This is a genomic window from Streptomyces sp. NBC_01429 (assembly GCF_036231945.1).
Lineage (GTDB): Bacteria > Actinomycetota > Actinomycetes > Streptomycetales > Streptomycetaceae > Streptomyces.
On sequence record NZ_CP109599.1, the window covers coordinates 1,548,579 to 1,574,771 of the forward strand.

At 72.8% G+C, this 26,193-nt stretch carries 22 protein-coding genes; 9 read left to right on the top strand and 13 right to left on the bottom strand.

Features of this window, described 5'->3' with window-relative positions; translation table 11 throughout:
* Positions 1–17: 17 nt before the first annotated feature.
* The 6 genes from OG627_RS06400 to OG627_RS06425 all read right to left on the bottom strand — a co-directional run bounded on the left by OG627_RS06400 (position 18) and on the right by OG627_RS06425 (position 5,379).
* The gene (locus OG627_RS06400) at positions 18–347 is read right to left on the bottom strand and encodes a hypothetical protein (protein WP_329062302.1); all 330 of its coding nucleotides are present in this window, start codon (positions 345–347) and stop codon (positions 18–20) included.
* 67 nt (positions 348–414) lie between these two features.
* Positions 415–1,890, bottom strand: a complete 1,476-nt coding sequence (locus OG627_RS06405; protein WP_329062304.1) for a hypothetical protein — start codon at positions 1,888–1,890, stop codon at positions 415–417.
* Between the two features lie 171 nt (positions 1,891–2,061).
* Positions 2,062–2,469 carry a peptide-methionine (R)-S-oxide reductase MsrB gene (msrB, locus tag OG627_RS06410; RefSeq protein ID WP_329062306.1) on the bottom strand — a complete coding sequence of 136 codons (408 nt, stop codon included), beginning with the start codon at positions 2,467–2,469 and terminating at the stop codon, positions 2,062–2,064.
* A 10-nt stretch (positions 2,470–2,479) separates the two neighbouring features.
* Positions 2,480–3,895 (bottom strand): UDP-N-acetylmuramate--L-alanine ligase, encoded by a 1,416-nt coding sequence (gene murC / locus OG627_RS06415; RefSeq protein WP_329062308.1) that lies wholly within the window; start codon positions 3,893–3,895, stop codon positions 2,480–2,482.
* Positions 3,896–3,953: 58 nt separating this feature from the next.
* Positions 3,954–4,424, bottom strand: a complete 471-nt coding sequence (locus tag OG627_RS06420) for an indole-3-glycerol phosphate synthase (protein ID WP_329062310.1) — start codon at positions 4,422–4,424, stop codon at positions 3,954–3,956.
* Between the two features lie 181 nt (positions 4,425–4,605).
* Complete coding sequence (locus tag OG627_RS06425; RefSeq protein ID WP_329062312.1) at positions 4,606–5,379, bottom strand: pyrimidine reductase family protein; 774 nt, start codon at positions 5,377–5,379, stop codon at positions 4,606–4,608.
* Positions 5,380–5,416: 37 nt separating this feature from the next.
* Between OG627_RS06425 and zapE the strand changes: the two genes are divergently transcribed.
* The 5 genes from zapE to OG627_RS06450 all read left to right on the top strand — a co-directional run bounded on the left by zapE (position 5,417) and on the right by OG627_RS06450 (position 10,620).
* Positions 5,417–6,517, top strand: a complete 1,101-nt coding sequence (gene zapE / locus OG627_RS06430; RefSeq protein WP_329062314.1) for a cell division protein ZapE — start codon at positions 5,417–5,419, stop codon at positions 6,515–6,517.
* A gap of 104 nt (positions 6,518–6,621) precedes the next feature.
* Positions 6,622–7,047 (top strand): OsmC family protein, encoded by a 426-nt coding sequence (locus OG627_RS06435; RefSeq protein WP_329062317.1) that lies wholly within the window; start codon positions 6,622–6,624, stop codon positions 7,045–7,047.
* 197 nt (positions 7,048–7,244) lie between these two features.
* Positions 7,245–8,612, top strand: a complete 1,368-nt coding sequence (locus OG627_RS06440; RefSeq protein WP_329062319.1) for an alkaline phosphatase PhoX — start codon at positions 7,245–7,247, stop codon at positions 8,610–8,612.
* Positions 8,613–8,798: 186 nt separating this feature from the next.
* Complete coding sequence (locus OG627_RS06445; protein WP_329072423.1) at positions 8,799–9,674, top strand: PPK2 family polyphosphate kinase; 876 nt, start codon at positions 8,799–8,801, stop codon at positions 9,672–9,674.
* Between the two features lie 67 nt (positions 9,675–9,741).
* Complete coding sequence (locus tag OG627_RS06450) at positions 9,742–10,620, top strand: polysaccharide deacetylase family protein (RefSeq protein WP_329062320.1); 879 nt, start codon at positions 9,742–9,744, stop codon at positions 10,618–10,620.
* Between the two features lie 20 nt (positions 10,621–10,640).
* Here OG627_RS06450 and OG627_RS06455 read toward each other — a convergent pair whose 3' ends face one another.
* Together OG627_RS06455 and OG627_RS06460 are read right to left on the bottom strand one after the other, a co-directional pair.
* On the bottom strand, positions 10,641–10,853 hold the full coding sequence (locus tag OG627_RS06455; protein ID WP_329062322.1) for a hypothetical protein: 213 nt from the start codon (positions 10,851–10,853) through the stop codon (positions 10,641–10,643).
* Between the two features lie 98 nt (positions 10,854–10,951).
* Positions 10,952–11,620, bottom strand: a complete 669-nt coding sequence (locus tag OG627_RS06460; protein ID WP_329062325.1) for an AIM24 family protein — start codon at positions 11,618–11,620, stop codon at positions 10,952–10,954.
* Between the two features lie 95 nt (positions 11,621–11,715).
* On the opposite strand from OG627_RS06460, the gene OG627_RS06465 reads away from it, so the two are divergent.
* Positions 11,716–12,465, top strand: coding sequence for a peptidyl-tRNA hydrolase (locus tag OG627_RS06465; protein WP_329062327.1), 750 nt, complete (start codon positions 11,716–11,718; stop codon positions 12,463–12,465).
* Here OG627_RS06465 and OG627_RS06470 read toward each other — a convergent pair.
* Positions 12,462–13,328, bottom strand: coding sequence for a TauD/TfdA dioxygenase family protein (locus OG627_RS06470; protein ID WP_329062329.1), 867 nt, complete (start codon positions 13,326–13,328; stop codon positions 12,462–12,464). The two genes, OG627_RS06465 and OG627_RS06470, sit on opposite strands and share 4 nt — an antisense overlap.
* 64 nt (positions 13,329–13,392) lie before the next feature.
* Positions 13,393–17,316 carry a non-ribosomal peptide synthetase gene (locus OG627_RS06475; RefSeq protein WP_329062331.1) on the bottom strand — a complete coding sequence of 1,308 codons (3,924 nt, stop codon included), beginning with the start codon at positions 17,314–17,316 and terminating at the stop codon, positions 13,393–13,395.
* A gap of 376 nt (positions 17,317–17,692) precedes the next feature.
* Between OG627_RS06475 and OG627_RS06480 the strand changes: the two genes are divergently transcribed.
* The 3 genes from OG627_RS06480 (at position 17,693) to OG627_RS06490 (ending at position 21,947) form a co-directional block, all read left to right on the top strand.
* On the top strand, positions 17,693–18,484 hold the full coding sequence (locus OG627_RS06480) for a DUF4142 domain-containing protein (protein WP_329062333.1): 792 nt from the start codon (positions 17,693–17,695) through the stop codon (positions 18,482–18,484).
* Positions 18,485–18,690: 206 nt separating this feature from the next.
* Positions 18,691–20,052 carry a DUF692 domain-containing protein gene (locus OG627_RS06485; RefSeq protein WP_329062335.1) on the top strand — a complete coding sequence of 454 codons (1,362 nt, stop codon included), beginning with the start codon at positions 18,691–18,693 and terminating at the stop codon, positions 20,050–20,052.
* 233 nt (positions 20,053–20,285) lie between these two features.
* Positions 20,286–21,947: an alpha/beta hydrolase gene (locus tag OG627_RS06490; protein ID WP_329062337.1), complete on the top strand. Its 1,662-nt coding sequence runs from the start codon at positions 20,286–20,288 to the stop codon at positions 21,945–21,947.
* Here the strand turns inward: OG627_RS06490 and OG627_RS06495 are convergent.
* From OG627_RS06495 to hemG, 3 genes are all read right to left on the bottom strand, one after another.
* Entirely contained in the window at positions 21,895–23,457 is a 1,563-nt protein-coding gene (locus OG627_RS06495; RefSeq protein WP_329062339.1) for a glycosyltransferase family 39 protein, read from the bottom strand. The two genes, OG627_RS06490 and OG627_RS06495, sit on opposite strands and share 53 nt — an antisense overlap.
* A 424-nt stretch (positions 23,458–23,881) precedes the next feature.
* Positions 23,882–24,598, bottom strand: coding sequence for a hydrogen peroxide-dependent heme synthase (gene hemQ, locus OG627_RS06500; RefSeq protein ID WP_329062340.1), 717 nt, complete (start codon positions 24,596–24,598; stop codon positions 23,882–23,884).
* A 4-nt stretch (positions 24,599–24,602) separates the two neighbouring features.
* Positions 24,603–26,051 carry a protoporphyrinogen oxidase gene (gene hemG, locus OG627_RS06505; RefSeq protein ID WP_443073422.1) on the bottom strand — a complete coding sequence of 483 codons (1,449 nt, stop codon included), beginning with the start codon at positions 26,049–26,051 and terminating at the stop codon, positions 24,603–24,605.
* Between the last annotated feature and the right edge of the window lie 142 nt (positions 26,052–26,193).

Consider the following 26,193-nt stretch of genomic DNA (forward strand, 5'->3'; position numbering starts at 1 on the left):
CTCACAGGGGCGGAGTCTCACAGCCCGATCAGGCGGCCGATCTCCTGCGCGAGCGCCACGCCTCCGCTGCCGGCCGCGAGGCCCAGCGAGATCGTCTCCAGCGCCTGCCGCAGCCGTCCCTGGTCGGCCGGGCGGCCCTCCTCGTCGGCCCGTACCAGCTCGCCGCGCACCACCTCGGCCTGCGCGGCGAGCGCCGGGCTGTCCTCGGCGCGCAACTGCCGCACCAGCTCGGCGGCGAGGCGTACGGCCTCGGCCGCGCTCGTGCCGTGGTGATGGACCTCGATCCTTCCCCCGTCGCCGAAGTTGCTCGGCCCCGAGATCTCGCCGTGGAAGTTGAAGGTGCTCATGGGACTCCTGATGGGTCGAAACCGGTCGGGCCGGTCGGGCTGATCGGGGCCGGTCGGAGGCTGTCGGTCACGGGCCGGCCGGCGCGCCCGCCGGCTGCTGGCCGGGCCCGTAGGCGATCTGGCCGTTGTTGCCGAAGTTGCTGGGGCCGGTGACATCGCCGGAGAAATTGTAGGTCTGGGCGTTGATGACCTGCTGGGCCTGGTCGAAGGAGCCGGTGTCGACGTGGTGGTCCTTGAGGAACTTCTCCGTCGCGATCAGGACGCCCTGCTGGAGCCGGTGCAGGAAGTCCTGGGAGTCCGTGCGCTCGGAGTGGCCGACGCCGTCCCACGACGACACCCACTCCCGCAGGCTGCTGACGGCTCCGTGGTCGTAGACGGCATGGCGCTTGCCGATGTCCTTGCGCCACTTCTCCAGCTCGCGCCGCCGCCGGTTCTGCTCAGCGGTACGGCGGCGGCCCCGGCCCGCCGCGCCCCGCAGCGCGGGCCAGAACCGCCCGCTCGCGTACCGCACCAGGCTCCACCAGCGCTCGAAGCCGTCGATGGGCAGCGTGTCGACGCGGTAGTGGCGGCCGCCCACCGGAGGGATCGCGTAGGCGGCGACCTCCCAGGACAGACTGGGGTGCTGGAGCCGGGCGCGCAGATGCATCGACACGATGATCCGGCCGCCCTCGCCGATCCGCTCCAGACTCAGATAGGTCCGGGCGCCCGCGCCCGGCTGGACCAGGCCCGACTGCACCAGCTTCGGGGAGATCCTGGCGCGCGGCCTGCCGAGCGGATCGGGCAGCAGATCGCCGCCGATGAGACGGACATGCGTACCCAGCACATAGAGCCGGTTCTGGGCCCGCAGCCCTTCGAGGCCCGCGATGTTCTCCATCTCACGGGCGATGTACGTATGCAGGTCGACCGCGTCGAAGGGCGTGATCGTCAGCTTGCCGCCGGCGGGGTCGGCGGCCGGGCGGCTGATGTCGATGGGCTGCCAGACCGACTCCTTGATCTTCGTCCCGCTGCCGACGAACGGGTTGGTGCGCTCGGCGGCGGCCGTGTACGGCACGACGTTGGCGCGCCTCAGCTCCCGCAGCCGGTCCTCCACCTCGCCCGCGACCGGCGTCGCGAGCTCCTCGGGCTTCGTCCCCGACCTGAACACCGCGAACGCGGCGTCCCGGGCCGCGCTCTCCTCGGCGTGGACGAGCCACCAGGCGGTGCCCAGGGCCGCCAGCAGCCCGGCGCAGCCCGCGCCCACCACGGTGGACGACCCGCCGGCCAGACCGTAGAGGGCGACGACGACAGCCCCCAGCGCCCCGGCGGACAGCCGGGCCAGCCGGCGGTCCCGGGTGTCGAAGCGCCGTACCGCCGCGGTCGCGTGGCGTACCAGCGCCAGCAGGTTGACGCCGAGCGGCAGGCCCACGGCGGTCATCCGGTCGGCCGTGAACTCCCTGTGCACGTGCCGGGCGAAGTCCTCGTCCAGATGCGCCGAGGCGCAGAGCCGCCGCGTCACCCCGTCCTTCTGATACTGCGGCAACGGTGGCAGCCTTCGGCTCGCCATTCACCCTCCCCAGGGGCTCGCGTGCGTCTGCACGGAGAAACCCTAGGCAACAAGCACCGGTTCTGTCCCGGGGGTTGACGGCGCGTCCCCCGAACGGTGAGCGCCGGTCCGCACGGGACCGGCGCTCGTCGTCCGGGATCGTTCTCCGGCGGGCTGGGCCCGCCGCCGGGCTCAGCCCTCGTCCGGCGCCAGCCGCAGCGAGATGCTGTTGATGCAGTACCGCTGGTCCGTCGGGGTCGCGTAGCCCTCGCCCTCGAAGACGTGCCCCAGGTGGGAGCCGCAGCGGGCGCAGCGCACCTCGACCCGGCGCATGCCGTGGGAGTTGTCCTCGATCAGCTCGACCGCGTCGGTGTCCTTCGGGTCGTAGAAGGACGGCCAGCCGCAGTGCGACTCGAACTTCGTGTCGGAGCGGAAGAGGTCCGCGCCGCACGCGCGGCAGGAGTAGACCCCGGTCGTCTTCGTGTCCGTGTACTCACCGACGAAGGCGGGCTCGGTGCCTGCCTTGCGGAGCACCTGGTACTCCGCGGGCGACAGCTCCGCGCGCCACTGCTCGTCCGGCTTGTCGATGTCGTACGGCATGTCGTTCTCCTCAGTCGGCCGGTCGGTCGGTCAGCCGGGCCAGGATGCGCGGACCGAGGTCCGTCACATCGCCGGCGCCCATGGTGAGAACGAGATCACCGGGCCGTGCCATTCCCGCCACGGCGTCCGGGACCAGGTCCTTGTCGTGGACGGCCGTGACCTCGGCGCCCGCCGCCCGCGCCGCGTCGGTGATCAGCGCGCTGGTGACACCGGGGATCGGGTCCTCGCGGGCCGGGTAGATGTCGAGGACCACCGAGGCGTCGGCGAGGGCGAGGGACTGGCCCATCTCCGCGGCCAGCTGCTGGGTGCGGGAGAACAGATGCGGCTGGAAGACCACGAGGAGCCGGGAGCCGGGGGCCGCCGCGGCGCGCATCGCCTCCAGGTCGGCGGTCATCTCGGTGGGGTGGTGCGCGTACGAGTCGATGACCTGGACGCCCGCCGCCTCGCCCTTGAGCTGGAGGCGGCGCTTGACGCCGGTGTACTTGCCGAGCGCGGAGGCCAGATTGTGCGCCGGGATGCCCAGCGCCACGCCCGCGGCGAGCGCGGCGACCGCGTTGTGGGCGTAGTGGCGGCCGGGGACCGAGACCGTGAAGGTGAGGAAACGGCCGTCGAGGACGACGGTGACCTCGCTGGTCAGACCGCGGGCGGTGACCTTGTGGACGCGTACGTCAGCGCCCTCGGACTCGCCGTACGTGACGACCTTGGGCGTGGACAGGGCGCGGACCCGCGCGGTCAGCTCGGCGGCGCCCGGCTGGTCGGCCGCGATCACCAGGGTGCCGCCGGGGACGACCTTGCCGACGAACGTCTCGAAGGACTCGTAGATCTCGTCCATCGACGCGTAGTTCGCGTGGTGGTCCAGCTCGACGTTGAGGACGATCGCGACCTCGGGGTCGTACTTCTGGAAGCTGCGGTCGCTCTCGTCCGCCTCCGCGACGAAGATCTCCCCGTCGCCGTGGCGCGCGTTCGTGCCGGGGCCCGCGAGGTCGCCGCCGATCGCGTACGAGGGGTCGAGGTTCAGCTCGGTGAGCGCGACGGCCAGCATGGAGGTGGTCGTGGTCTTGCCGTGGGTGCCGGCGACGGCGATCGACCGGGCGCCCGTCATCAGCGAGGCGAGCGCGTCGGAGCGGTGCACCACGGGCACGGACAGCTCGGCGGCCCGCGCCAGCTCGGGATTGTCGGCGCGGATGGCGCTGGAGACGACCACGCACGACGCGTCGTCCGCGAGGTGCTCCGCGGCATGACCGATGTGCACGGTGGCCCCCAGCGCCCGCAGCGCCTCGGCGGTCTCCGACTCCTTGGCGTCGCTGCCCGCGACCTTGGCTCCGCGCTGGGCGAGGATCTTGGCGATTCCCGACATTCCGGCGCCGCCGATACCGATGAAGTGCGGCCGTTCCATGGCGACGGGGATACCGGTACCGGATGCCATACGTGTCTCTCCCAGGGTGCGAGCGGGACGCGCGTCAGGTTTTACGCGTCGCCCCAGCCTATTCGCTGTGCGCGAAGAGTTTGAGCACCGGTACGCCGACCTTGTGCCGGGCCCGGGAGGCCCAGTCCCGGTGGAAGAACTCCTCCACGTAGTGCGGCTCGGTGAGCACGATCACCTCATCGGCCCCGGTGTCGTCCACGACCTCCTTGAGCCGGTCGAGCGGATGATCCTCGACGACCAGCCCGGTGGCCTCGGTGCCCTGGGCGCGCAGTTCGGCCAGCGAGTGGTTGAGGGCCAGTTCCGCCGGCTGTCTGGCCTGGCCGCCCTCCGGCTCGTCGCCCTCCCGCGCGGCGTCCCGCAGCTCCCCGACCGCGACGTCGTCGATGGCGCGCAGCAGCAGATCGGCCTGGTCGCCCCGGGGCTGCATGAGTACGACGAAGGAGACCGTCTCGTCGCCGTGCAGGGTGGTGACGAATTCGACGTCCTCCGGCGACAGCGGCTTCTCGATCATCAATACGCTTGTGAACACGGCACGCGCCCTTCCGCTTCAGGGGCCGTCCGGCCCCTGCTGAAACCATCCTTCCCCGTGCCCGCACGGGGTCTCTGGAATTAAGTCTGCCCACAGGAAGCTAACCGGAACGGCAAATTCCGCTGATTGCCGGACGAGACGGCCGATCGCCGGACGCAACGGTCCTCAGGGGCGGTGGCCCTCAGCCGCGGCGGTACCGGGTGAAGAGGAACCCGTCCTGCTCCAGGAGCGAGGCCAGCGTGAACCGCTCGGGCACGGCGGGGGCCGGGCCGCCCGCGATGCGCTGCGCGGAGCCGGCGGTCAGGGTCGGCGACACCGTCAGGCACATCTCGTCCAGGACACCCGCCGCCACGAACTGGCCCAGCAGCCGGGGCCCGCCCTCGGCGAGCAGCCTCGTCAGGCCGAGGCCGGCCAGGGCCCGCAGGGCGCGTACGGGGTCGACGCCGGGCCCGTCCCCGGCGATCGCCACCTCCGCGCCCGCCCGCCGCGCCGCGCGGATCCGCTCGGGGGGCGCCGCCGCGCCGGTCAGGACGAGGGTGGGGACCAGCGCTTCGCCGAACAGCGGGGCGGCGAAGTCCAGGTCCAGGCTCGCGCTGACCACGGCGATCACCGGCGCGGGCCGCTGGCCGGCCGCCGCCCGCCGCCCGGCGAAGGCGTCCCGGGCGCGGGCCGGCCGGTACCCCTCCAGACGAACCGTTTCCGCGCCCACCACCACGGCGTCGGCCAGCCCCCGCAAGGTGCCGAAGATCCGCATGTCGGCGGCGGAGGAGAGGAACTGCGAGCGGCCGTCGTGCTGGGCGGCGCCGTCCAGCGTGGAGACCATGTTGGCGCGCAGCCACACCCCGTTCCCGCCGTCCGGGGCCGGGTAGGCGTACGCGTCCGCCAGTTCGTCGAGCGTCCATTCGCGATCAGCGGCGGAGGGTGTCTGATCGGTCACAGGGAACAGGCGTCGCATGTGAAGCAGTCTGGCACGGCGCATAGAGTGATGAACTGTGTCGTCATCCACCGCCGCCTCCGGCCGCACCCCCCTGACCGAAGCGGCCCCGCTCTCCCTCTGCGCACGTGAGCCGCGCGTCCCGGCCGAGCGGCTGGTCGCCGAAATGGTCCCGCCGCCGCGCTTCGACTCCGTACGGTTCGACACGTACGTACCCGACCCGAACCAGCCCAGCCAGTCCGAGGCCGTCACCGTCCTGAGCGCCTTCGCGGCCGGGCTCGGCGCGGCGCGTCCGGCCGCCGGGTCCGGGAGCGGCCCGCGGCGCTGGTTCGCCAGGAAGCCGCAGCCGCCCACCGGGCCGCGCGGGGTGTACCTGGACGGCGGGTACGGGGTCGGCAAGACCCACCTGCTGGCGTCGCTGTGGCACGCGACCCCGGCCGCCCCTGAGGAGAAAGCTTTCGGCACATTTGTCGAGCTGACCAACCTGGTGGGGGCGCTGGGCTTCCAGCAGACGGTGAGCACGCTCGGCGGCCACCGGCTGCTGTGCATCGACGAATTCGAGCTGGACGACCCGGGCGACACCGTCCTCGTCTCCACGCTCCTCGGCAAGCTCGTGGACGCCGGTGTGGCGCTGGCCGCGACCTCCAACACGCTGCCGGGCAAGCTCGGCGAGGGCCGGTTCGCCGCCGCCGACTTCCTGCGCGAGATACAGGGGCTCTCGTCGCGGTTCCGGCCCCTGCGCATCGACGGCGAGGACTACCGGCACCGGGGGCTGCCGGAGGCTCCGCCGCCGTACTCCGACGAGCAGGTGACCAAGGCCGCGTACGCCACCGAGGGCGCCAGCCTGGACGACTTCCCCGGGCTCCTCGAACACCTGGCCTCCGTCCATCCGAGCCGGTACGGGGCGCTCACGGACGGGGTGCGGGCCGTCTGCCTCACGGACGTCACGGCGGTGCCCGACCAGTCGACGGCGCTGCGGCTCGTCGTCCTCGCGGACCGGCTGTACGACCGGGAGGTGCCCGTCCTGGCCTCCGGACTGCCGTTCGACCGGCTGTTCAGCGAAGAGATGCTGAACGGCGGCTATCGGAAGAAGTACTTCCGGGCGATCTCCCGGCTGACGGCGCTGGCGCGGGACGCGAAGGGGCTGATAGCCCAGTAGGTTCGGTGCCGTACCCGCGGGCCCGCGCACGGGCCGGCGGAGACACCGCGCGACCCCCTCATGACCCCCGTCACCCGTTCGAGCAGCAGGAAGAAGGGTTCATCATGGCCACCACGCGTCAGGCACACACCGTCTGGGAGGGCGACCTCCTCAAGGGCACCGGCACCGTCACCTTCGACTCCTCCGGCATCCCCGACCAGGCGGTCTCCTGGCCCTCCCGCGCGGAGACCGCGAACGGGAAGACCAGCCCGGAGGAGCTGATCGCCGCCGCGCACTCCAGCTGCTTCTCGATGGCCCTGTCCAACGGCCTGGCCACCGGCGGCACCCCGCCGACCCGGCTGACCACCCAGGCGGAGGTCACCTTCCAGCCGGGCACCGGCATCACGGGCATCCACCTCACGGTGCGCGGCGAGGTGCCGGGGCTGGACGCGGCCGGCTTCGAGAAGGCGGCCCAGGACGCGAAGGCGAACTGCCCGGTCAGCCAGGCGCTCACCGGTACGAACATCACCCTGAGCGCGTCCCTCGCCTGACCCTCCGGTCACCGGGACGGCCTCCCGGGGACGACGACGGGCCGCCCACCGGATCCGGCCGGATCGGGTGGGCGGCCCGTTGCGGTCGCCCCACGCGACACCAGAGGCTCCTGGTGACCCGCCTGGTTCACGCGTCCTGTGTGACGTGCTAGACACGTGCGGGTCACGTCTCCTGTCCGCCAGCAGGGAGTTGCCTCATGTCAGCGACACGACGTCAGATCCTCGCCCGCACCGGTGCGACCGCCGCCGGAATCGCCTTCACCGGGGCCGTCTCCGAGCTGTTCGCCGGGTCCAGCGCCGCCGCCCCGCGAACGGGCGGCGGCGGCTACGGGCCGCTGGTCACCGACCCCGACGGGCTGCTCGACCTGCCCCGGGGCTTCCGTTACAAGGTGCTCTCCAGAGAGGGCGACCCGCTCCTCTCGGGAGAGGGCCGGGTCCCCAGCAACCACGACGGCATGGCCGCGTTCGCGGGCCGCCGGGGCCGGGTGCACCTCGTACGCAACCACGAGAACCGGGTCACCGCCCCGATCGCCGTACCTGTCGTTCCCGGACTGACCTACGACCCGATGGGCAAGGGCGGCTGTACGGCGCTCGAACTCGACGGGCGCGGCGATGTCCTCGGCGAGCGCGTGGCCATCGCGGGCACCGCCGTCAACTGCGCGGGCGGCCCGACCCCCTGGGGCACCTGGCTGACCTGCGAGGAGACCGAGGACCGGGCGGGTACCAACGGGTACACCAAGGACCACGGCTTCATCTTCGAGGTGGACGGCGCCGATCCGCACCGCACCGGGGCCGTACCGCTGACCGCCATGGGCCGCTTCCAGCACGAGGCGATCGCGATCGACCCGGACAGCGGCATCGTGTACGAGACCGAGGACGCGTTCGACCACCCGTTCGGCCTCTTCTACCGCTTCCTGCCGGAGAAGCCGCGCGGCGGCCTCGGGTCGCTGCGCGCGGGCGGCGCGCTGGAGGCGATGCGGGTGCCGGGGGTGCCGGATCTCTCGACCATCCAGGAGCCGGGCGCGTCGTTCGACCGTATCGAGTGGGTGCCCGTACCGGACCCGCTCGCGGACGGGACCCCCATCCGGTACCAGGACTTCGGCCCGAAGGGCATCACCCATGCCCAGAAGCTGGAGGGCTGCTACTGGGGCGAGGGCTGCGTCTACTTCGTCTCCAGCTTCGCGCACCGCTCGGAGGGCTCGGCGGCGGACCACTACGGCCAGGTGTGGAAGTACGAGCCGCGGCGGCGCCGGCTCACCCTGGTGATCGTCTTCGGCCCGGACACGGACATCGACCTGCCGGGCGAGTCCCCCGACAACATCTGCCTGGCGCCGAGCGGCGGCCTGATGGTCTGCGAGGACGGGGGCGGCGCGCAGTACGTCTTCGGCGTGACCCGGCGGGGCGAGGTGTACCCGATGGCGCGGGGCGCGCAGAACGTGGGGACGCCGGAGGAGCCGGAGTGGGGCGAGTTCGCCGGGGTGACCTTCTCGCCCGACGGCCGGACCATGTACGTGAACTGCTACCACCCGGGGACGACCTTCGCCGTGACCGGCCCCTGGCACTGACGGCGGTCCCGCCAGCGGTCGCCGTACCGGCCGATCCGCCGCACCCTCGAAGGAAGCGACGGGAAGGTGCGCGCGGTGGCCAGCTCCGACAAGAAGAAGTCCGGCAAGAGCGACAACGACAAGAAGAGGACGAAGAAGGCCGGCGCCCAGCAGGACGGCGGTAAGCAGGGCAAGAAGGCGGACCGGGTGGCGGCGGAGCGGCGTGAGCCGTCGCCCGGCCTGCGTGAGCTGCTGCGCGTCCCCGGCGGCACCCGCCCCGACCTCGCCTCGTACGACACCCGGGCCACCCCGGGCGGTCCCGGCACGCCGCGGGACAAGGCGGCGGCGCTGGAGGCGGTCGCCCGGTCGGCGGAGCGGCTCGCCGGGCTCCAGGAGCGGCTCTACGCGGCCAGCACCACCGGTGACCGGCGCCGGGTGCTGCTGGTCCTCCAGGGAACGGACACCAGCGGCAAGGGCGGCACGATCAAGCATGTGATCAGGCTGTTCAATCCGTCCGGCTGTCGCGTGCGGGCCTTCAAGGCACCGACGGCGGAGGAGCGGAAGCACGACTTCCTCTGGCGGATCAGGCGGGCGCTCCCCGAGCCGGGCGAGATCGGGATCTTCGACCGTTCGCACTACGAGGACGTCCTGGTCGGCCGCGTCCGCGAGCTGGCGTCCCACCGGGAGCTGGGCCACCGCTACGAGCGGATCAACCGCTTCGAGCAGGAGCTGGCCGATGACGGCGTGACCCTCGTGAAGGTCTTTCTGCACCTCGGGTACGAGGAGCAGCGCGACCGGCTGCTGGCCCGCCTCGACAATCCGGACAAGCACTGGAAGTTCAGCACGGCGGACCTCGACGACCGCGCGCTGTGGCCGGAGTACCAGGCGGCCTACGAGCTGGCCCTGCGCCGCTGCTCCACCGACGCGGCGCCCTGGTACCTGGTCCCGGCGGACCGCAAGTGGTACCGGAACTGGGCGATCGGCACCCTGCTGCTGGAGCATCTGGAGGCTCTGGCACCCTCGTACCCCGCGGGAGGCTTCGATCTTGAGAAGAGCCGCAAGAGGCTGTTGGAGGGGGCGTAGGCGTCATCTTGTGATCGAGCGAGCGCCGCGCACCCCTTCCGGGTAGATCATCATATATTTTCCGTGCGTGACCAGATATGTGCGCGTTCTCGCCGCTCTCGCCGTGCTGAGCGTCGCCCTCACCGGATGCGGTGACGGCGACGGGAAGCCCTCGGCCGCCGATCCCGCCGCCGCCCGTTCCGCGGCCGCCTCCGCCTCCGCCTCCCCCTCCTCCGGTGCCGGGAGCCGGGGCACTGCGGTGAAGGGGCCGCCGACCCTGGCCCCCGCGGCGGGCGGACTGACGCCGGTCTTCGAACGCGGCGGCGCGGCGGCGGGAAAGACCGTGGCGCTCACCTTCGACGCCGATATGACGGCCGATCAGGGCCCCCGGGCGGCGAGCGGCGAGCGGTTCGACAATCCGTCGCTGATCGCCCTGCTGCGCCGGCTCGACGTACCCGCCACCGTCTTCATGACCGGGCGGTGGGCCGAGGAGTACCCGACGCAGGCGAAGGAGATCGGCAACGATCCGCTCTTCGAGATCGCCAACCACTCCTACAGCCACTACGCCTTCACCGCCGACTGCTACGGGCTGCCGGTCGTCGGCGAGGAGAGCATGGCCTCGGACGTCCAGCGGGCCTTCACGGCGTTCCAGAAGGCCGGGGCGCACAACGTCGTGCCGTACTTCCGCTTCCCCGGCGGCTGTTACGACGACAAGGCGCGCCGCGCCCTCGCCCCGGCCAAGGTCACGGCGGTGCAGTGGGACGTCATCAGCGGCGACGCCTTCGCGACGGACGCGGAGGCGGTCGCGCGGGAGGTGCTGACCGGGGTGAAGCCGGGCTCACTGGTGGTGATGCACTGCACGCGCAGCGCGGCGCCGGTGACGGAGGACGCCGTACGGCAGATCGTTCCCGAGCTGCGCAAGCGGGGGTACCGCTTCGTCAAGGTCTCCGAGCTGATGAAGCACTGAGGCCCGGCGGGCGGCGGCGGTCAGCCCGAACAGGCCGTCCGCTGGGCCTCCTGCCACGCGCAGACGGGACAGAGCGTCGCGCCCCTGACCGTCGCCAGGTGCTCGGTGGGCTTCCGGCACAGCACGCAGTCGGCGTACGCGGCCCCGGCGGTCCCGGCGGCCTCGTCGGCCGCGCCCGGCCCGGCGACGGTCCCCTCGGTCGCGCTCTTCTCGGTCGCGCTCTCCTCGGTCATGTCCGAGAGCGTACTCAGCCGCGCCGCGCGGGACGGCGGCGGGCGGCGCGGCCCCGGTGCCCGCCGCCCCCGCCGGTCGCCCGCCGGCGCGGACCGGATCAGTGCTCGGTGGGGGTGGCCTCGCTCGGCCTGATGATCACGAAGCCCTCGCCCTGGAGCATGAGCTGGACGGCCTCGCCCGAGCCGCCGCGGATCATCGAGCCCACGGACTGCGAACGGTGCAGCGAGGTGGCGAGCTGCGCGCTCCAGCCGACGACCGCGTCCGTGTCCACGTACACCGGGGCCTGCGCGGTGACCGGGATCACTATGGGGGTGCCCTCGCAGATCACGCCGAGCTTGCCGTAGCCGGTGAAGAGGCTGTTGAACAGGCCGCCGCCCGCCATGCCCGCGCCCTTCACCGTCTTTATCTCGTAGGAGAGGGTCGGGTCGAAGCAGAGCACGTTGCGGCCGTTGATGGTGAGCGCGTCGCCCTGCTCCAGATCGACGATGAAACAGTTCGCCGCCTCCTGCGCGAACCACACCTCTCCCTGGCCCCGCACCGCCATCAGCGGCAGGCCCTCGCCGGTCACGGCGCGCTTGAGCAGACCGCCGATGCCCTGGCCCTTGCGCTCGAACTGGAGATTTCCGCGGAAGGCGATCATGGATCCCTGCCGCGCGTACATCTCGCCGCTGACGGCGTACTTGATCGATTTGGAGTTCTGGAGTGTCATCCCGGGGGCGGTGGCGGGCTGCGCCAGGTACTCCGAGGAGAAAAGATCGCTCTTCATAGCGAGCATCGTCACCCGGGGACCCCGCTCCGGCCAAGGAGTCTTCCGAGGTTTCCGCCGCGAAGCGGGGATACGGCGGCTGGCAGACTGGACGCGTGAGCAGCGACAGCACCACCGACAGCCCTTCCCGGTCCGAAGGGACCACCCGTGACGAGGCACCGCAGTTCGTGCTGCCCCTGGTCGTACGGATCGAGAAGCCCGCTCCCCCGGCCCGCACCGACGCGCTGGAGACGGCGGCCCGCGCCGTGCTCGCGATGCTCTCCGACGAGCGGTCGCTGGGCGAGGGCGAGACCGAGGGTGAATGGGCCCGCGCGATCCGGGAGTGGCAGGACGCCCGGATCCGCAAGGTGGTACGGCGGGCGCGCGGCGCGGAGTGGCGCCGCGCGACCGCGCTCCCCGGCCTCACGCTGAGCGGCACGGGCGCGGACACGGAGACGTCGTCCGCCGCGGAGGTACGCGTCTTCCCGCCCGTCCCGCTCGACGGCTGGCCCAAGGAGCTGGCCAAGCTCCAGGTCTCCGGCACCGAACTCGACGACCCCGAGCCGCCGCCCGCCCCCGCCCCCGACGTCCCGGTCCTGTGGCTGAGCCCCGACCTCGGCATGACGGCGGGCAAAGCCATGGCGCAGGTGGGACACGGCGCCCAACTCCTGTGGTGGGAACTGCCGGACAAGGAACGCGAGGCGTGGCGTGCGGCGGGCTTCCCCCTCGCCGTACGCACCGCGTCCCCGGCGCACTGGCGCCGACTCATCTCCAGCGAGGTGCCGTTGGTGCGGGACGCGGGCTTCACGGAGATCGCCCCCGGGCTCACGGTCGCGGCCGAGTGGCGGTCGCCCGCGGCTCCCTAGGCTTTCAGCGGGCCGCCGTTGATCGCGATGCGCCTGCCGTAGCGCGTGTGCGGGTAGTAGTCGTAGGTCGCGTGGTGCTGGACGCAGCGGTTGTCCCAGAAGACCAGCGTCCGCGGGGTCCAGCGGACGCGGCAGGTGAGCATCGGGCGCTGCGCGACGACGGTGAACAGCATCCGCAGCAGCGCGTCGCTCTCGTCCTCGGAGAGCTGGGGGATCCTCGCGGTGTACGCCTGGTTGACGTAGAGGATCGGACGGCCGGTCTCGGGGTGGCGCACCACCACCGGGTGTTCGTTGACCGGTATCTCGTAGTTCGGCGGCACCGTGTAGCCGCGGAAGCTGTGCTTCCCGTCGTGGATGCCGGTCAGACCGTCGAGGAGGCCGCGCATCGTGGGTGACAGCATCTCGTACGCCAGGTGCATGTTGGCGAACAGGGTGTCACCCCCGCTGTCGCCCTCCGGCGTCTCGGTGATGTACAGCATCGAGCCGAGGGAGGGTTCGGCGTCCGCCGTGCCGTCGGCGTGCCAGGCGTTGCCCGCGACGTTGCCGGCCGCCGGGCTGGTCCTGATCTCCAGGACGTACGGGTCGCCCTCCGGCGGAGGGTTGACCGGGCGCAGGTCGCCGAAGTGGCCGGCGAAGCGCTTGTGGTCGTCCACGGTGATCTCCTGGTCGCGGAAGACCAGGACGTGGTGGTCGAGGAAGGCGGTCCCGATCTCGGCCAGTTGCGTGTCGGTGATCCGGGCGAGGTCGACTCCGGAGACCTCGGCGCCGATGACGGGCGTCACGGGAGCCACGGAGATCTCCCGGTAGTCTCGCGGCGGCCTGGTGGTGATGGCCTTCAGCGCGTCCAGCTCGTAGGGCTCCATCGCGTACTCCTGGGTGGTCGTTCCGGCACGGTCGGACAGGGGGGCGTGCGGCGGGCACGCCTGGTCATGCCGTTGGCGGGGGCGTGGCGTCGAGTCGTTCGAACCGGCCGGTGATCAGATCGGCGATGAACGGGACGCTCTCGCCTTCCAGCACATCCCAGTGGCCGCCCTTGACCCGCTCGACGGTGAGGCCGCCGCGGGCCCGCCGGTGCCAGAAGCCGCGCAGTTCCTCGTCCGCCGCGGCCGCCTCGTCGGGGTCGGGCGCGTCCGATTCGGCCTGTACGAGCAGCAGCGGGGCGTCCGTCGGGCCGGGCGTGTGGTCGCGGGCCGCGACGCGGTGGTGGTTGTAGATCTGGAAGTACCGGTCGATCTGCGCGTCGTCTATGCCGGGGTACATGCCGTTGAAGCGGACGAGTTTCTCGCGGAACTCCGCCGCACCGACCGGCTCGAAGTCCGCGCGCCCGGCCGTGTCGTCGGTGCCGTGCGTGTCGAGCAGGACCACGGCGGTACGCCGGTGGCCGGCCCGGGCGAGCCTGCGTCCCATCTCGTGCGCGACCAGGCCGCCGAAGGAGAGCCCGACCAGCACCAGGGACTCGTCGGGGCCGGGCCGTACGAGCGACAGGTAGTGCTCCGCCATGGCCTCCACCGACGGCAGCGGACGCTCACCGGCGTTGATCCCCGGCGCCTGCACTCCCTGGACGCCGGTCTCCTCCGGCAGAGCCGTGGCCAGCGGCAGGTAGCAGAACGCCGTGCCGCCGGCGGGATGGACACACACCACGCGCCGGCCGTCGCGCGCCGGGCGGAACTCGATCAGCGCCTCGTCCGTCTCCGCCGGTGTCCTCGTGCGAAGGCGCGCCGCGAGCCGTTCGATCGTGGGGTGCTGGAGGATGTCGCGGATCGGCAGGGCCGTGCCGAAGTGCTCGTGGACGAGGTGGGAGACCTTGATGGCCGCCAGGGAGGTGCCGCCGACCGCGAAGAAGTCGTCCGTGATGCCGATGCCGGGATGCACCAGTACCTGCCGCCAGATCCGGTACAGCGACATCTCGACGCGGTCGCGGGGGGCGTGGGTGTTGACCTGGGCGGGCAGCGCCTCCCTGGCCCGCTCCAGCAGGGCCCGGCGGTCCAGCTTGCCGCTGCGGTTGAGCGGCAGTCGCGGGAACTCGGCGAACAGCGAGGGGATCATGTAGTCCGGCAGGCGGTCGGCCAGCGCGGCGCGCCACTCGTGGGACCCCCGGGCGGGCCCCTCGGTGCGGCCGATGCCCGCCACGAGGCGCGGTTCCCCGGCCGGGTCGCGGTCGGCGAGCACGACGGCCTCGGTGACGCCGGGCAGCTCGCGCAGAGCGGCGGCGACCTCCCCGGGCTCGATACGGAAGCCGCGCAGCTTGACCTGGTCGTCGAGGCGGCCGGCGAACGCGTAGTTCCCGTCGCGGAGCCGGCGTGCCAGGTCTCCGGTGCGGTAGACCCGTTCACCGGGGAGGAAGGGGTCGGGCAGGAAGCGCTCGTCGGTCAGCTCGGGCCGGTTCAGGTATCCCCGTGCCACGCCGGCGCCGCCGATGAACACCTCCCCCGCGACACCGGGCGGTACGGGGGCGCCGCGCCGGTCCAGCAGGTAGATACGGGTGTTGTCCACGGGGCGGCCGATCGGGCAGCGCCTGTCCAGGGCCCGGGGATCGTCGTAGGTGATGCTGTAGACGGTGGTCTCGGTCGGCCCGTACACGTAGCGGACGGACAGCTCCGGCAGGACCTCGCGCATCCGGTGCAGCGCCTTCTCGGGCAGGGGCTCAGCGCCCGTGGCGAGCTGCCGCAGCGCCAGTCCCGCCAGCCGGGACGCGGGGTCCTCGTCGATCCACGTGACATACGCCGCGGGCAGCCAGGCGTGCACGATCCGGTGCTCGCGCAGCCAGCCCATCAGCGCCCCGGGGTCGCCGCGCAGGTCCTCGGGGACCAGGTGCAGCACGGCGCCCGTGGTGAGGGGGAGGAAGAGTTCGTGGACGGAGGCGTCGAAACCGAAGCTCGCCCACGCGGAGGACGCCTCGCCGGGGATGGCGTCGTGGCGGGCCAGCCAGGTGCCGATCAGGTTGGCGACGTTGCCATGGGTGACGGCCACGCCCTTGGGGCGCCCCGTGGAGCCCGAGGTGTAGATCACGTAGGCGAGATCGGAGGGGCGGCTCGTGACGCCGGGCGGCTCCTCGCACGCCGCCTCGGCCTCCACCTCCCGCAACGACGGCCAGGGGCCGGGCGGTGCCGCGCGGTCGCTGAGGATCACGGCGGGGGCGGCCTCCTCCACGATGACGCGCAGCCGTCCGGCGGGCTGGCCGGGATCCAGCGGAAGGTATCCGGCGCCCGCCTTCAGCACGCCCCAGATGCCCACCAGGAACTCCGCGGAGCGTCCGCAGTGCAGGCCGACGACCTGGCCGGGCCGCACGCCCCGGGCGATGAGGGCGTGGGCGAGCCGGTTGGCGCGCCGGTCGAGGGCGGCGTAGGTCAGCTCCGTACCGCCGCCCACCACGGCGGGGGCGTCGGGCCGTACCCGGACCTGCTCGCGGAAGCGGTCGAGCGGGCCGGCGGCGGGCTCGGGGGTGATCCGGCCGCGGCCTTCGGCCAGCAGCCCGCGGCGTTCGTCCTCGTCGAGCAGTTCGAGGTCGTCGATGCTCCGGCCGGGATCGGCGGCGAGCTGCGCCAGCAGGCGTATCAGGTAGCGGATGTACGCGTGGGCCGTCTCCTCGTCGAACAGCGCGTCGGGGTAGTCCAGGTAGCCGCTGACGCCGCCGTCCTCCCTCGCCAGGGAGAGGGCCAGGTCGAACATGGCCGATCCGCCGCCGAACTCCAGCGGCTCGACGTCGGCGTCGGGCAGCTCCAGCATGCCCTTGTAGGAGACCACGCCCCACGACAGCATCGTCTGGAAGAGCGGGGTGTGGGCCGGGCTGCGCGGCGGGTTGACCGCGCTCACCACCCGTTCCAGCGGCAGCTGCTGATGGTTCAGGGCCGCCCGCAGGGACGTGTGGACCCGGCGCAGCGCCTCGGTGCCGCTCAGGCCGCCGGAGAGGTCGACGCGCAGGGCGAGGGAGTTGACGAAGAAGCCGATCACGTCGGCGGCGTCGGGGCCGGTGCGGCCGGACACGGGGACGCCGACGACGAGGTCCTCCTCGCCGGTGAGGCGGTGCAGGAGGGTGTACCAGCCGGTCAGCAGGGCGGTGAACAGCGTGGCCCCCTCGCCGTGGGCCAGCGCCCGCAGGTCCGAGGTGACCGAGGGGTCGAGGCGGACCGCGACCCGGCCGCCGGCGTAGCTCTGCTCGGGCGGACGCGGCCGGTCCGTGGGCAGGGCGAGCAGCGGCGGGGCGCCGGCCAGGGCTTCCCGCCAGTAGCGGGTCTGGGCCTCGGCCTCGTCGCCCTCGGCCCAGTCCAGATGGCGGCGGGTGTGGGCGGCGAACGGGGTGGGGAGCGGGGGCAGCGGGTCGGCCGCGCCGCGCCGCAGGCCCGCGTAGCTGGCGCCGAGATCACGCATCATGATCTCCACGGACGTCCCGTCGAAGACGGTGTGGTGCACCGTCACCAGGAGCGCGTGGTGCGCGGGGCCGAGGAGGGCCAGCCGGCCCCGGGCCAGCGGTCCGCGGGCCAGGTCGAAGGGGGTTTCCCGCTCCTGGCGTTGCAGGCCGGCGAGGCGTGCCTCCGGATCGGCCGCGTCGCTCAGGTCGACCACGGTCAGGGCGAACCCGGATCCCGGTGGGTCGATCCGCTGCCGGGCCTCGCCGCCGACGCGGGCGAACCGGGTCCGCAGCGACTCCTGCCGGTCGGCCACCGCGGCCAGGGCCCGGGACAGGGTCGCGCGGTCCAGTGGCCCGCGCACGCGGAAGGCCATCAGGCAGTTGTACGCCGTGCTGGCGTCCTCCGACTGGGAGATGGCCCACAGCCGCTGCTGTCCGAAGGACAGCGGGAGGAGCTGTTCGGCGTCCTGGGGGTCGTCCGACGGGCCGCGGGGGGTGGTCATCGCCGACAAGGGCGTCCTCTCATCCGTGCTGTGAACGATCGGATCCGTGCGGTGAGGGAGGAGAGCGGGGAAGGCGGGGAGAGCGAGGACAATATTTGGCCTGAGGTTTTCACCGTGTCAATGGCCACTCGGGGCACAACTCGCCCGCGGAACGCCGAGTTGGCCGGATCCGGGCTGTCGCGGAGAGGCCGGGCAGGGGTGACCGGGAGAGCGCGCCGGGGCCGGTCAGGAGGGCCGGTGATCATCCGGCGCCACGGGACTGAACGCTCCCGCCCTCCCGTACGTATCTCCCTGTACCGCCACGTAGGTTGAACGGCCGGTCGGCCCAGTGGTTGATTCAGCGGTGTCACAATTCGGTTCGGGAGGCAGCACATTGTTGCGACGCATCAACGGTACGGCGCTCATCATCGCGGCATTGGTCGCGACAGTCGCGGCGTTGGCCTTCCCCGTGTGGTCGTACGCCGATCGCTCCGGGACCGGGCAGGCGAACATCGCCGCGTCGACGGTCTCGACCCAGTGGGGGCCGCTGACCGCGTCCGATCGCGATCTGCTGGTGAAGGTACGGCTGGCCGGGCTCTGGGAGCTGCCGGCCGGACAGCAGGCGATCGACCGGGCGCCCAGCCAGGCGATCAAGGACTGCGGTGACCACCTGGTCGTCGGACACACCGACCTGGACAAGCGTGCCATCTCCGTGGCCGCGAAACTCGGGGTCGAGCTGCCGAACCAGCCGACCGAACAGCAGCAGGGCTGGCTGCGGGAGCTGTCGGAGGCACAGGGCGACGAGTACGAACGGAAGTTCGCGAATCTGCTGCGCAACGCGCACGGCAAGGTCTTCTCGGCCATCGCGCTGGTCCGGCACACCACCAGGAACGAACTGATCCGGCAGCTGGCGAGTGACGCCAACGTCACCGTGCTCGACCACATCACCATGCTGGAGGCCACCGGCAAGGTCGACTTCGACGCCCTCGCCAACGAGGCCGCCGGCACCCTGACCGCGAGCCCGAGCGGCCCGCCGGCGCCCAACGGCAACCTGCCGCCGGCCGCCGTGCCCGTCGAGCCGACCGGGAACGAGACGTTCACCTCCGAGCCCTCGACGCAGCCCGGCGCGCCGACGGCGATCAACACCAACCGGCCCGACCCGGAGGAGGCGCCGACGCCCTCCCCGTGATGGGCGCGCGCTGACGTTCACGCACGTCCCCGCGGCTGATCCCTCTCCCCTGGTCCAGGGGGGAGGGATCAGCCGTTCACGGGCTCGGCCGCGCGCGGGAGAAACCTCAAATCGACCTCTGAACGTCGCCCTTCCCGGGTTCAGGAGCGCCCGGCTGGGCCATAGCCACTGCATACGGACGGCTGACGGACGGCTGGGGGGAAGCGATGAACGGCACACCGCGCGGGAGTACGGCACGGCTGGGAGTCGGCATCGGGTGGCGGCCGGAGATCGCCGGCGCGGTGGAGTCGCTGCCCGGTATCGACTGGGTCGAGGCCGTCGCGGAGAACCTCTGTCCCGACCGGCTGCCCGACTCGCTGGTACGGCTGCGCGAACGCGGCGTCACGGTCGTCCCGCACGGGGTCTCGCTGGGGCTCGGCGGCGCGGACCGGCCGGACGCGCGACGGCTGGCGGATCTGGCGGAGCGGGCCGAGGCGCTCGGTTCGCCGCTGGTCACCGAGCACATCGCGTTCGTACGGGCGGGCGGTGAGCGCACCGCTTCGCCGCTGATCGAGGCCGGACATCTGCTGCCGGTGCCGCGCACCCGGGACGCGCTGCGGGTGCTCTGCGAGAACGTGCGGATCGCCCAGGACTCGCTGCCCGTGCCGCTGGCGGTGGAGAACATCGCCGCCCTGATCTCCTGGCCGGACGAGGAGATGAGCGAGGGCCGCTTCCTGGCGGAGCTGGTGGAACGCACCGGTGTCCGGCTGCTCATCGATGTGGCCAACCTGCACACCAACCACGTGAACCGGGGCGAGGACCCGGCCCGGGCGCTGGACGAGCTGCCGGTCGAGGCCATCGCGTACGTCCATGTCGCGGGCGGGGTCGAGCGCGACGGCGTCTGGCACGACACGCACGCCCACCCGGTGTCCCGGCCCGTCCTCGACGTGCTGGCGGAGCTGCGCTCGCGGGTGGACCCGCCGGGGGTGCTGCTGGAGCGCGACGACGACTTCCCGCCCGCGGCGGAGCTGGCCGGGGAGCTGACGGCCATCCGCGAGACGATCCGGATGACGGAGGCGAAGGGCGCGGCGCGTGCCGCCCGTACGGAGGCGGTGCCCGCCGAGGGCGCGGCCGACGGCGAAGGCGAAGTCAGTGAGGACGGCGAGGACGGCTCCACCGACCCCGCCCGCCAGCGCCTCGCCCTCGCCGAGACGTCCCTGCTCTCCGCCCTGGTCGCCGGTACGCCCGTCCCCGAGGGGTTCGACCGCAGGCGGCTGCGGGTCCAGAGCCGCGCCCTCTCCGTGAAGCGCGCCGGTGTCGTCGCCAAGGTCGCCCCCGAGCTGCCGGAGATCCTCGGCGCCGGCTACCGCTCGGCGTTCCTCGGCTACGCCGCGAGCCGCCCCATGCGCGCCGGTTACCGCCGCGACGCGCTCGACTTCGCCGAACACCTCCTGGTCGCCGGGCATCCCGAGAGCCACGCGGCCCGGCGGCGCCTGTCCCTGTGGTGGCAGGAGCGCGCCGGAGCGCGACCGCCCCGCCGGGCGACCCGTCTCGTCCGGGTGGCGCGTGCCGCGCTCGCGGGAAGGTGACACCTCCCGTCGACGATGTCGCCGTACTGGCGCTCCACGCGGCCACAGCCCTCTCGTCCCGCGCGCTCCGCACCGGCGTGCTCGTGACGCGCCGGGACGCGCCCCGGCGTGACCGCCGGGCGCATAGGGGTCATTGGCCCCGACACCGTCCACCGGTCCTTGCTTCGTCCCCGTGCGCTGCCGACCCTCTGTTCTGCGGTTGATCCCACAACCGCACGCACGAAGGGAACGCGATGAGAGCAGTTGTGAAGTGCGGGGCTCTGACCGCCCTCGGCTCCCTGGTCCTGTCGGGGCTCGTCGCCGCCCCCGCGGACGGCGCGACCGCCGGGGCCGGTTCGGCCGCGGACCTGTACGGCGCCGTGCGGGCCCGCGCCCACGAGACCCGGGGTGTGGCCCGCGCGGCCGAGCGGGCCGGTAGGGCCGGGATCGCGTTCGGTGCCTGTCCCGAGGCCGAGTCGCTGCCCGCCCCCGTCACCTGCGGCACCGTCGAGGTCCCCCTCGACTACGCGGAGCCCGACGGCCGGAAGATCTCCCTCACCGTCAGCCGCGTCGCGGCGAGCGGTCCGGCCGGGGAGCGGCAGGGCGCGCTGGTCTTCAACCCCGGTGGCCCCGGCGCCTCCAGCATGTACTTCCCGCTGGCAGCCGAGCTGCCCGAGTGGAAGCGGATCGCCGGGGCGTACGACATCGTGGGCTACGCGCCGCGCGGGGTCGGCCGCTCGGCGCCGCTCTCCTGCGAGGACCCGGCGGACACCCTGAAGGCCCCCACCCAGGCCCCGGTGCACCCCTCCGAGTCGTACAAGCGCGAGCGGATCGCGGAGGCCAAGGCGTACGCGCAGGGCTGCGCCGACCACGCGGGGGCGGCGCTCCCGCACTACAACTCGCTCAACAACGCCCGCGATCTGGACGTGCTGCGCGCCGCCCTCGGCGAGCAGAAGCTGACGTATCTCGGCGCCTCGTACGGCACCTACTTCGGCGCGCTGTACGCGACGCTCTTCCCGTCCCACGTACGCCGGATGGTCTTCGACTCGGCGGTCGACCCCGATCCCCGGCAGATCTGGTACCGCAACAACCTCGATCAGTCGGCCGCGTTCGAGCGGCGCTGGACGGACTTCCTCACCTGGATCGCCAAGCACGACAGGACGTACCACCTGGGCGGCGACATCGAAGAGGTGCGGAAGAACTACGAGAAGATGCGCGCCGGGGTCACCCACGAGCCGGCCGGCGGGAAGGTCGGGCCCGGTCAGCTCCAGGGCGTGATGCTCTCCGCCGGTTACTACGACGACTACTGGGCGATCCGCGCCACCGCGCTCTCCGAGTACGTCAAGGGCAACCCCAAGCCGCTGATCGAGCAGGCCACGCCCCGGCCCGAGGCCGCCGCCGACAGCGAGAACGGCAACGCCGTGTACACCGCCGTCGAGTGCAACGACGCGCCGTGGCCGACGGACTGGCGGATCTGGGACCGTGACAACACCGAACTCGCGCGCACCGCGCCGTTCGAGACCTGGGACAACGCCTTCATGAATCTGCCGTGCGCCTACTGGCCCGCGCCCCGGCAGACCCCGCTCGACGTCGGCACCCTGCCGGGCGAGCTGCCCCCGATCCTGATCCTGGCGGCGGAACGGGACGCGGCGACCCCGTACGCCGGTGCCCTGGAGCTTCAGCGGCGGCTGGCGGGCGCGGTGCTGGTGACCGAGAGGGACGCGGGGACACACGGGGTCGCCGGCGGCTCCAACGCCTGTATCGACACCTATCTGGAGGACTACCTGCTGCTCGGAAAGGCGCCGGTGCGGCACGCGGAGTGCGCGCCCCACCCGGAACCGAACCCGGTCTCGCTCGAACGGGTCAGCAAGAGCGCCGACCCGCACAGAGGGCTCGGTCCGGCGCCGCGCGTCTGAGCGACCGGCCGACGACCCGTCCGTCCCCGCCGCCCCGGTTCCGCAGGGTGTGGGGGCGGGCGGGTCCGTGCCGTTCGTACACCGTCACCCGCCGGCCGCGTACCTGCTCGTCCGCCACCACCGTGAAGTGCTCCCTCAGTACGGAGAGCTTCGCCCTGTCCCGCCGTCCCGACACCGGCTTCGCCACCGTCGCCGCGTCCGAGACCAGCAGTATCCGCCGATGAGTCAGCATCGCGGCCCGGATCGAGGCGGGCTCGGCCTCCACGCCCTTCAGCGTCCCCGACGCCTCCGGGGTCGCCGTCAGCGCTATGTCCCGCAGGCCGGTGAAGGCGTCGGGGGAGACCGACTTGGTGTCGCGGCGCGCCGCCGGTACGAAGAGCACCGCGGCCCCGGTCCCCTTCAGCCGCCGCACGTCCGACGCCACCGCCAGGACGTCGTCCACCCGGCTCGACGGGGACCGCTTGGCCAGTGACTGCGGCAGCAGGGCCACCATGGCCACGGCGACGACCACGGGGAGCAGCCATGCGGACGCCCTCGGGAACCGCGGCGCGGCCGCCCGCACCGCCACGCCCAGCGCCACCCCGATCAGCAGCGCCAGACCGAGCAGGCTGAACGCGACGTACCGGTCCAGGAACAGCGGCCGGACCAGCGAGAGACCGATCAGGCAGATCTGCGGCACCGCCAGCAGGGGCAGCCCGACGGCCGCCACCGACAGCCGGCCGCCGCGCGGCCGCTCCAGCAGGGCCCCGAGGCCGCCGATCGTCAGCAGGACCGCGGGGCCGATCATCATGTGCCAGGTCAGCGGCGGTATCCAGGACACCTGCTCGGACTGGCCCCCGCTGAACAGGATCAGCGGCAGCACGCCCGCCACGGCTGCGGCCGACGCCGCCGCCCAGCGCGTCCACACCTCCCGCCCGGCCCGCGACCAGAGGAGGGTGGCCAGGTGCGCGGGCAGGATCAGCAGCGACAGCCAGTTCAGCAGCCCGCACAGCAGGACCGCGGAGCCGTACCCGACCCAGCGCGCCGCCCGGCCGCGCCCGTCGGCGAGCACCGTCACCAGCAGCAGCGTCGAGATCCCGGCCCCGGCCGTGACCAGCGCGTACGGCCGGCCCTCCTGGAGATAGAACTGCACGGCGGGCAGCAGCCCGAACGCCAGCCCACCCCCCAGGCCCGCCCAGGCCCCGGCCAGCCGGTGGCCGATGGCCGCCACACAGGCCGCCGCCACCGCCATCGCCAGCACGGAGGGCAGCCGCAGAGTCGTGGTGCCGGGCCCGAACCCCAGGAAAAGTCCGCGCATCAGCAGGTAGTAGAGCCCGTGCACGGCGTCGATCTGCGCCAGCATGTGCCAGATATCGGCGGTGGACCGCCGGGCCACCTGCCAGGTCGCGGCCTCGTCCCGCCACACGCTGTGCTGCCGGGACAGTCCCCACAGGCCGAGGGCGAGGGTCCACACCATCGGTATCAGCCGGACGAGCAGACCGCGCCGGTGCTGGGCTATGTGGGAGATCATGAACCGGTACAGACCCTCGGGGTGGAGTTGCGGACCGGAGCGAGCGGCCGGCGGACAGGAACGAGTGCTTCCGGACCGGCCGTTGTGCGGGCGACCCGGCGCGAGCGCCGCAGCGACCCTACCCCCCGCGCCCCGCGCCCACCGTCCCGCCTGTTCCCCGATGGCCGTGGTGTGCTCCCTCGGGAGCACCGACCCGGGTTCCATCGGCCGCGATCGCGGCGGAACGGGCGGGAGCGGGGAAGGAAGAGATCCTTCCCCGCGATTCACCGCGTTTCCGCAGGTCAGCGGCCGATGGGAACCCGGAGCCGAACCCGGTGTCGCTGGACGGCCGTGCGCGCAGCAGGAGACTGCCGCCGGTCGTCTGATCTTCCGGGTGGAATGGCCGGGTCCGCGTCTCCGCGGGCCCGGCCACGTCATGTCCGGGCTACGCGAGCCCGGCCACCAGATCCGCCACCGACTTGCGGCGGCCGGTGTAGAACGGCACCTCTTCCCGAACGTACAGCCGCGCCTGGGAGGCGCGCAGATGACGCATCAGGTCGACGATCCGGTACAGCTCGTCGGCCTCGAAGGCCAGGATCCACTCGTAGTCGCCGAGCGAGAAGGATGCCACAGTGTTGGCCCGTACGTCCGGGTAACCCCTGGCCATCTTCCCGTGGTCCGCGAGCATCTTGCGCCGGTCCTCGTCGGGGAGCAGGTACCAGTCGTAGGAGCGGACGAAGGGGTAGACGCTGACATAGTCGCGGGGCGTCTCGTCGGCCAGGAAGGCCGGCACGTGCGACTTGTTGAACTCGGCGGGGCGGTGCAGCGCCATGTTCGACCAGACGGGCTCCAGCGCGCGGCCGAGCCGGGTGCGCCGGAACCGGTTGTACGCGTCCTGGAGTTCGTCCGCGGTCTCCGCGTGCCACCAGATCATGACGTCGGCGTCGGCGCGCAGCCCGGACACGTCGTACGTGCCGCGTACGGTGATGTCCTTGGCGGCGAGCTGGTCGAACAGCTCCTGGACCTCGTCCGCGTAGCCGGACCGGTCCTCGGGCAGCACCTCGCGCAGTTTGAAGACGGACCACAGCGTGTAGCGGATGACCTCGTTGAGGTCCTTGGCCTTCTTGCCCGCGTTCGGGGTCTTCTCTGGAGCAGCAGTCATACGGCTATTCTCCCGCGCCCCGGCCGGTGCCCCGCGCCAGGGTCGACGTGGCGATGATCTCGTCCGCCGCGCGCCGGGCGCTCGCGACACAGGCAGGGATGCCGACGCCGTCGTAGGCCGCGCCGCAGACCCGCAGACCGGGCAGCGCCGCGACGGCCCCGCGGACCCGCGCGACCCGGTCGGGGTGGCCGACGGGGTACTGCGGCAGGCCGTCGGTCCACCGGGTCACCTCGGTGGCCACCGGCTTGGCGGCGAGCCCGAACGCGTCCCCCAGGTCGGTCAGGGAGACGTCGACCAGTTCGCCGTCCTCGCGCTGGAGTTGCTCCTCCTCGCCGTAGCGGCCGACGGAGGTGCGCAGCACGAAGAGGCCGGGCGCGGCGTCCGCGACCCAGCCCCACTTGCGGGTGGAGAAGGTCGCCGCCTTGATGGTGCGGCCGTCGACCGGCGGTACGAGGAAGCCGCTGCCCCCGGGCAGCGCGGCGCCGAGGTCGTCCTGGCGGAAGGCCATGGTGATCAGCGCCATCGAGGCGTACTCGACCTCGGCGAGTTCGGCGGCGGCGGCCGGGGACTCCTCGGAGAGCAGCACGGAGGCGGACCAGGCGGGGGTCGCGAGGATCACCCCGTCGGCGCTCAGCACCCGCCGGTCGGTGCGCACGCGCCAGCCGTCGGAGGCGCGGCTCAGGCCGAGTACGGGCGTCTCCAGGAGGATGTCGCCGCCGCCCGCCCGCACGGCGTCGGCGACGGCGCCGGGCAGCCGGCCCACGCCGCCCTCGATCCCGGCGAAGACGGCGCCGGTGCCGGGGTTGCGGGCGGCCTTCGCCTGGACGTCGCGGACGGCGGCGAGCAGGGAGTCATGGGTTTTTACGGCGTCGAAGAGCTGCGGTACGGCCGCCCGCATGGACAGGCGGTACGCGTCGCCCGCGTAGACCCCGCCGAGCAGCGGCTCCACCAGCCGGTCGACGACCTCGCGGCCGAGCCGGCGCGCCACATGGCCACCGACCGAGACGTCGTCACCGACCTCGGTGGGCGGCAGTCCGGGTTCCCCGGCGATCCGGGCGAGCCCCTCGTCGGAGAGCAGCCCGGCGAGTGCGGCGGGGTCGCCCGGTACGCCCATCACATGGCCCTTGGGCATGGGCCGCAGCGCGCCGCGCGTCCAGACCGAGGCGGTGGTCGCGGTCGGCGGCTGGAGCAGCGCGCCGAGCCCGACGGCCCCGGCCAGCTCGACGGCCTCGGGCCGGCGCGCGAGCATCGACTCGGCGCCGAGGTCGACGGGGACGCCCTCGATCTCGCCCGTGCGCAGCTTTCCGCCGAGCCGGTCGGTGGCCTCCAGCAGCGTCACCCGTACCCCGGTGCCCAGCAGCCGGTGCGCGGCGGCGAGACCGGCGATGCCGCCCCCGATGACGACGACATGGCCGGGACGCGTATCCACGTGCTGTGCGCTCGACGACTCCATGGCCCCCACTCTCTCAAACGCCCCGCGGTCCCCCGCATCCCCGTTCCGAGTCCGGGTCGTGACCGCTTCGGAACCGGAAAACGGCAACCCGCCCACCCGTCCCGTACGTCGAACCGGCACCACACCACACGTTCCACATGTT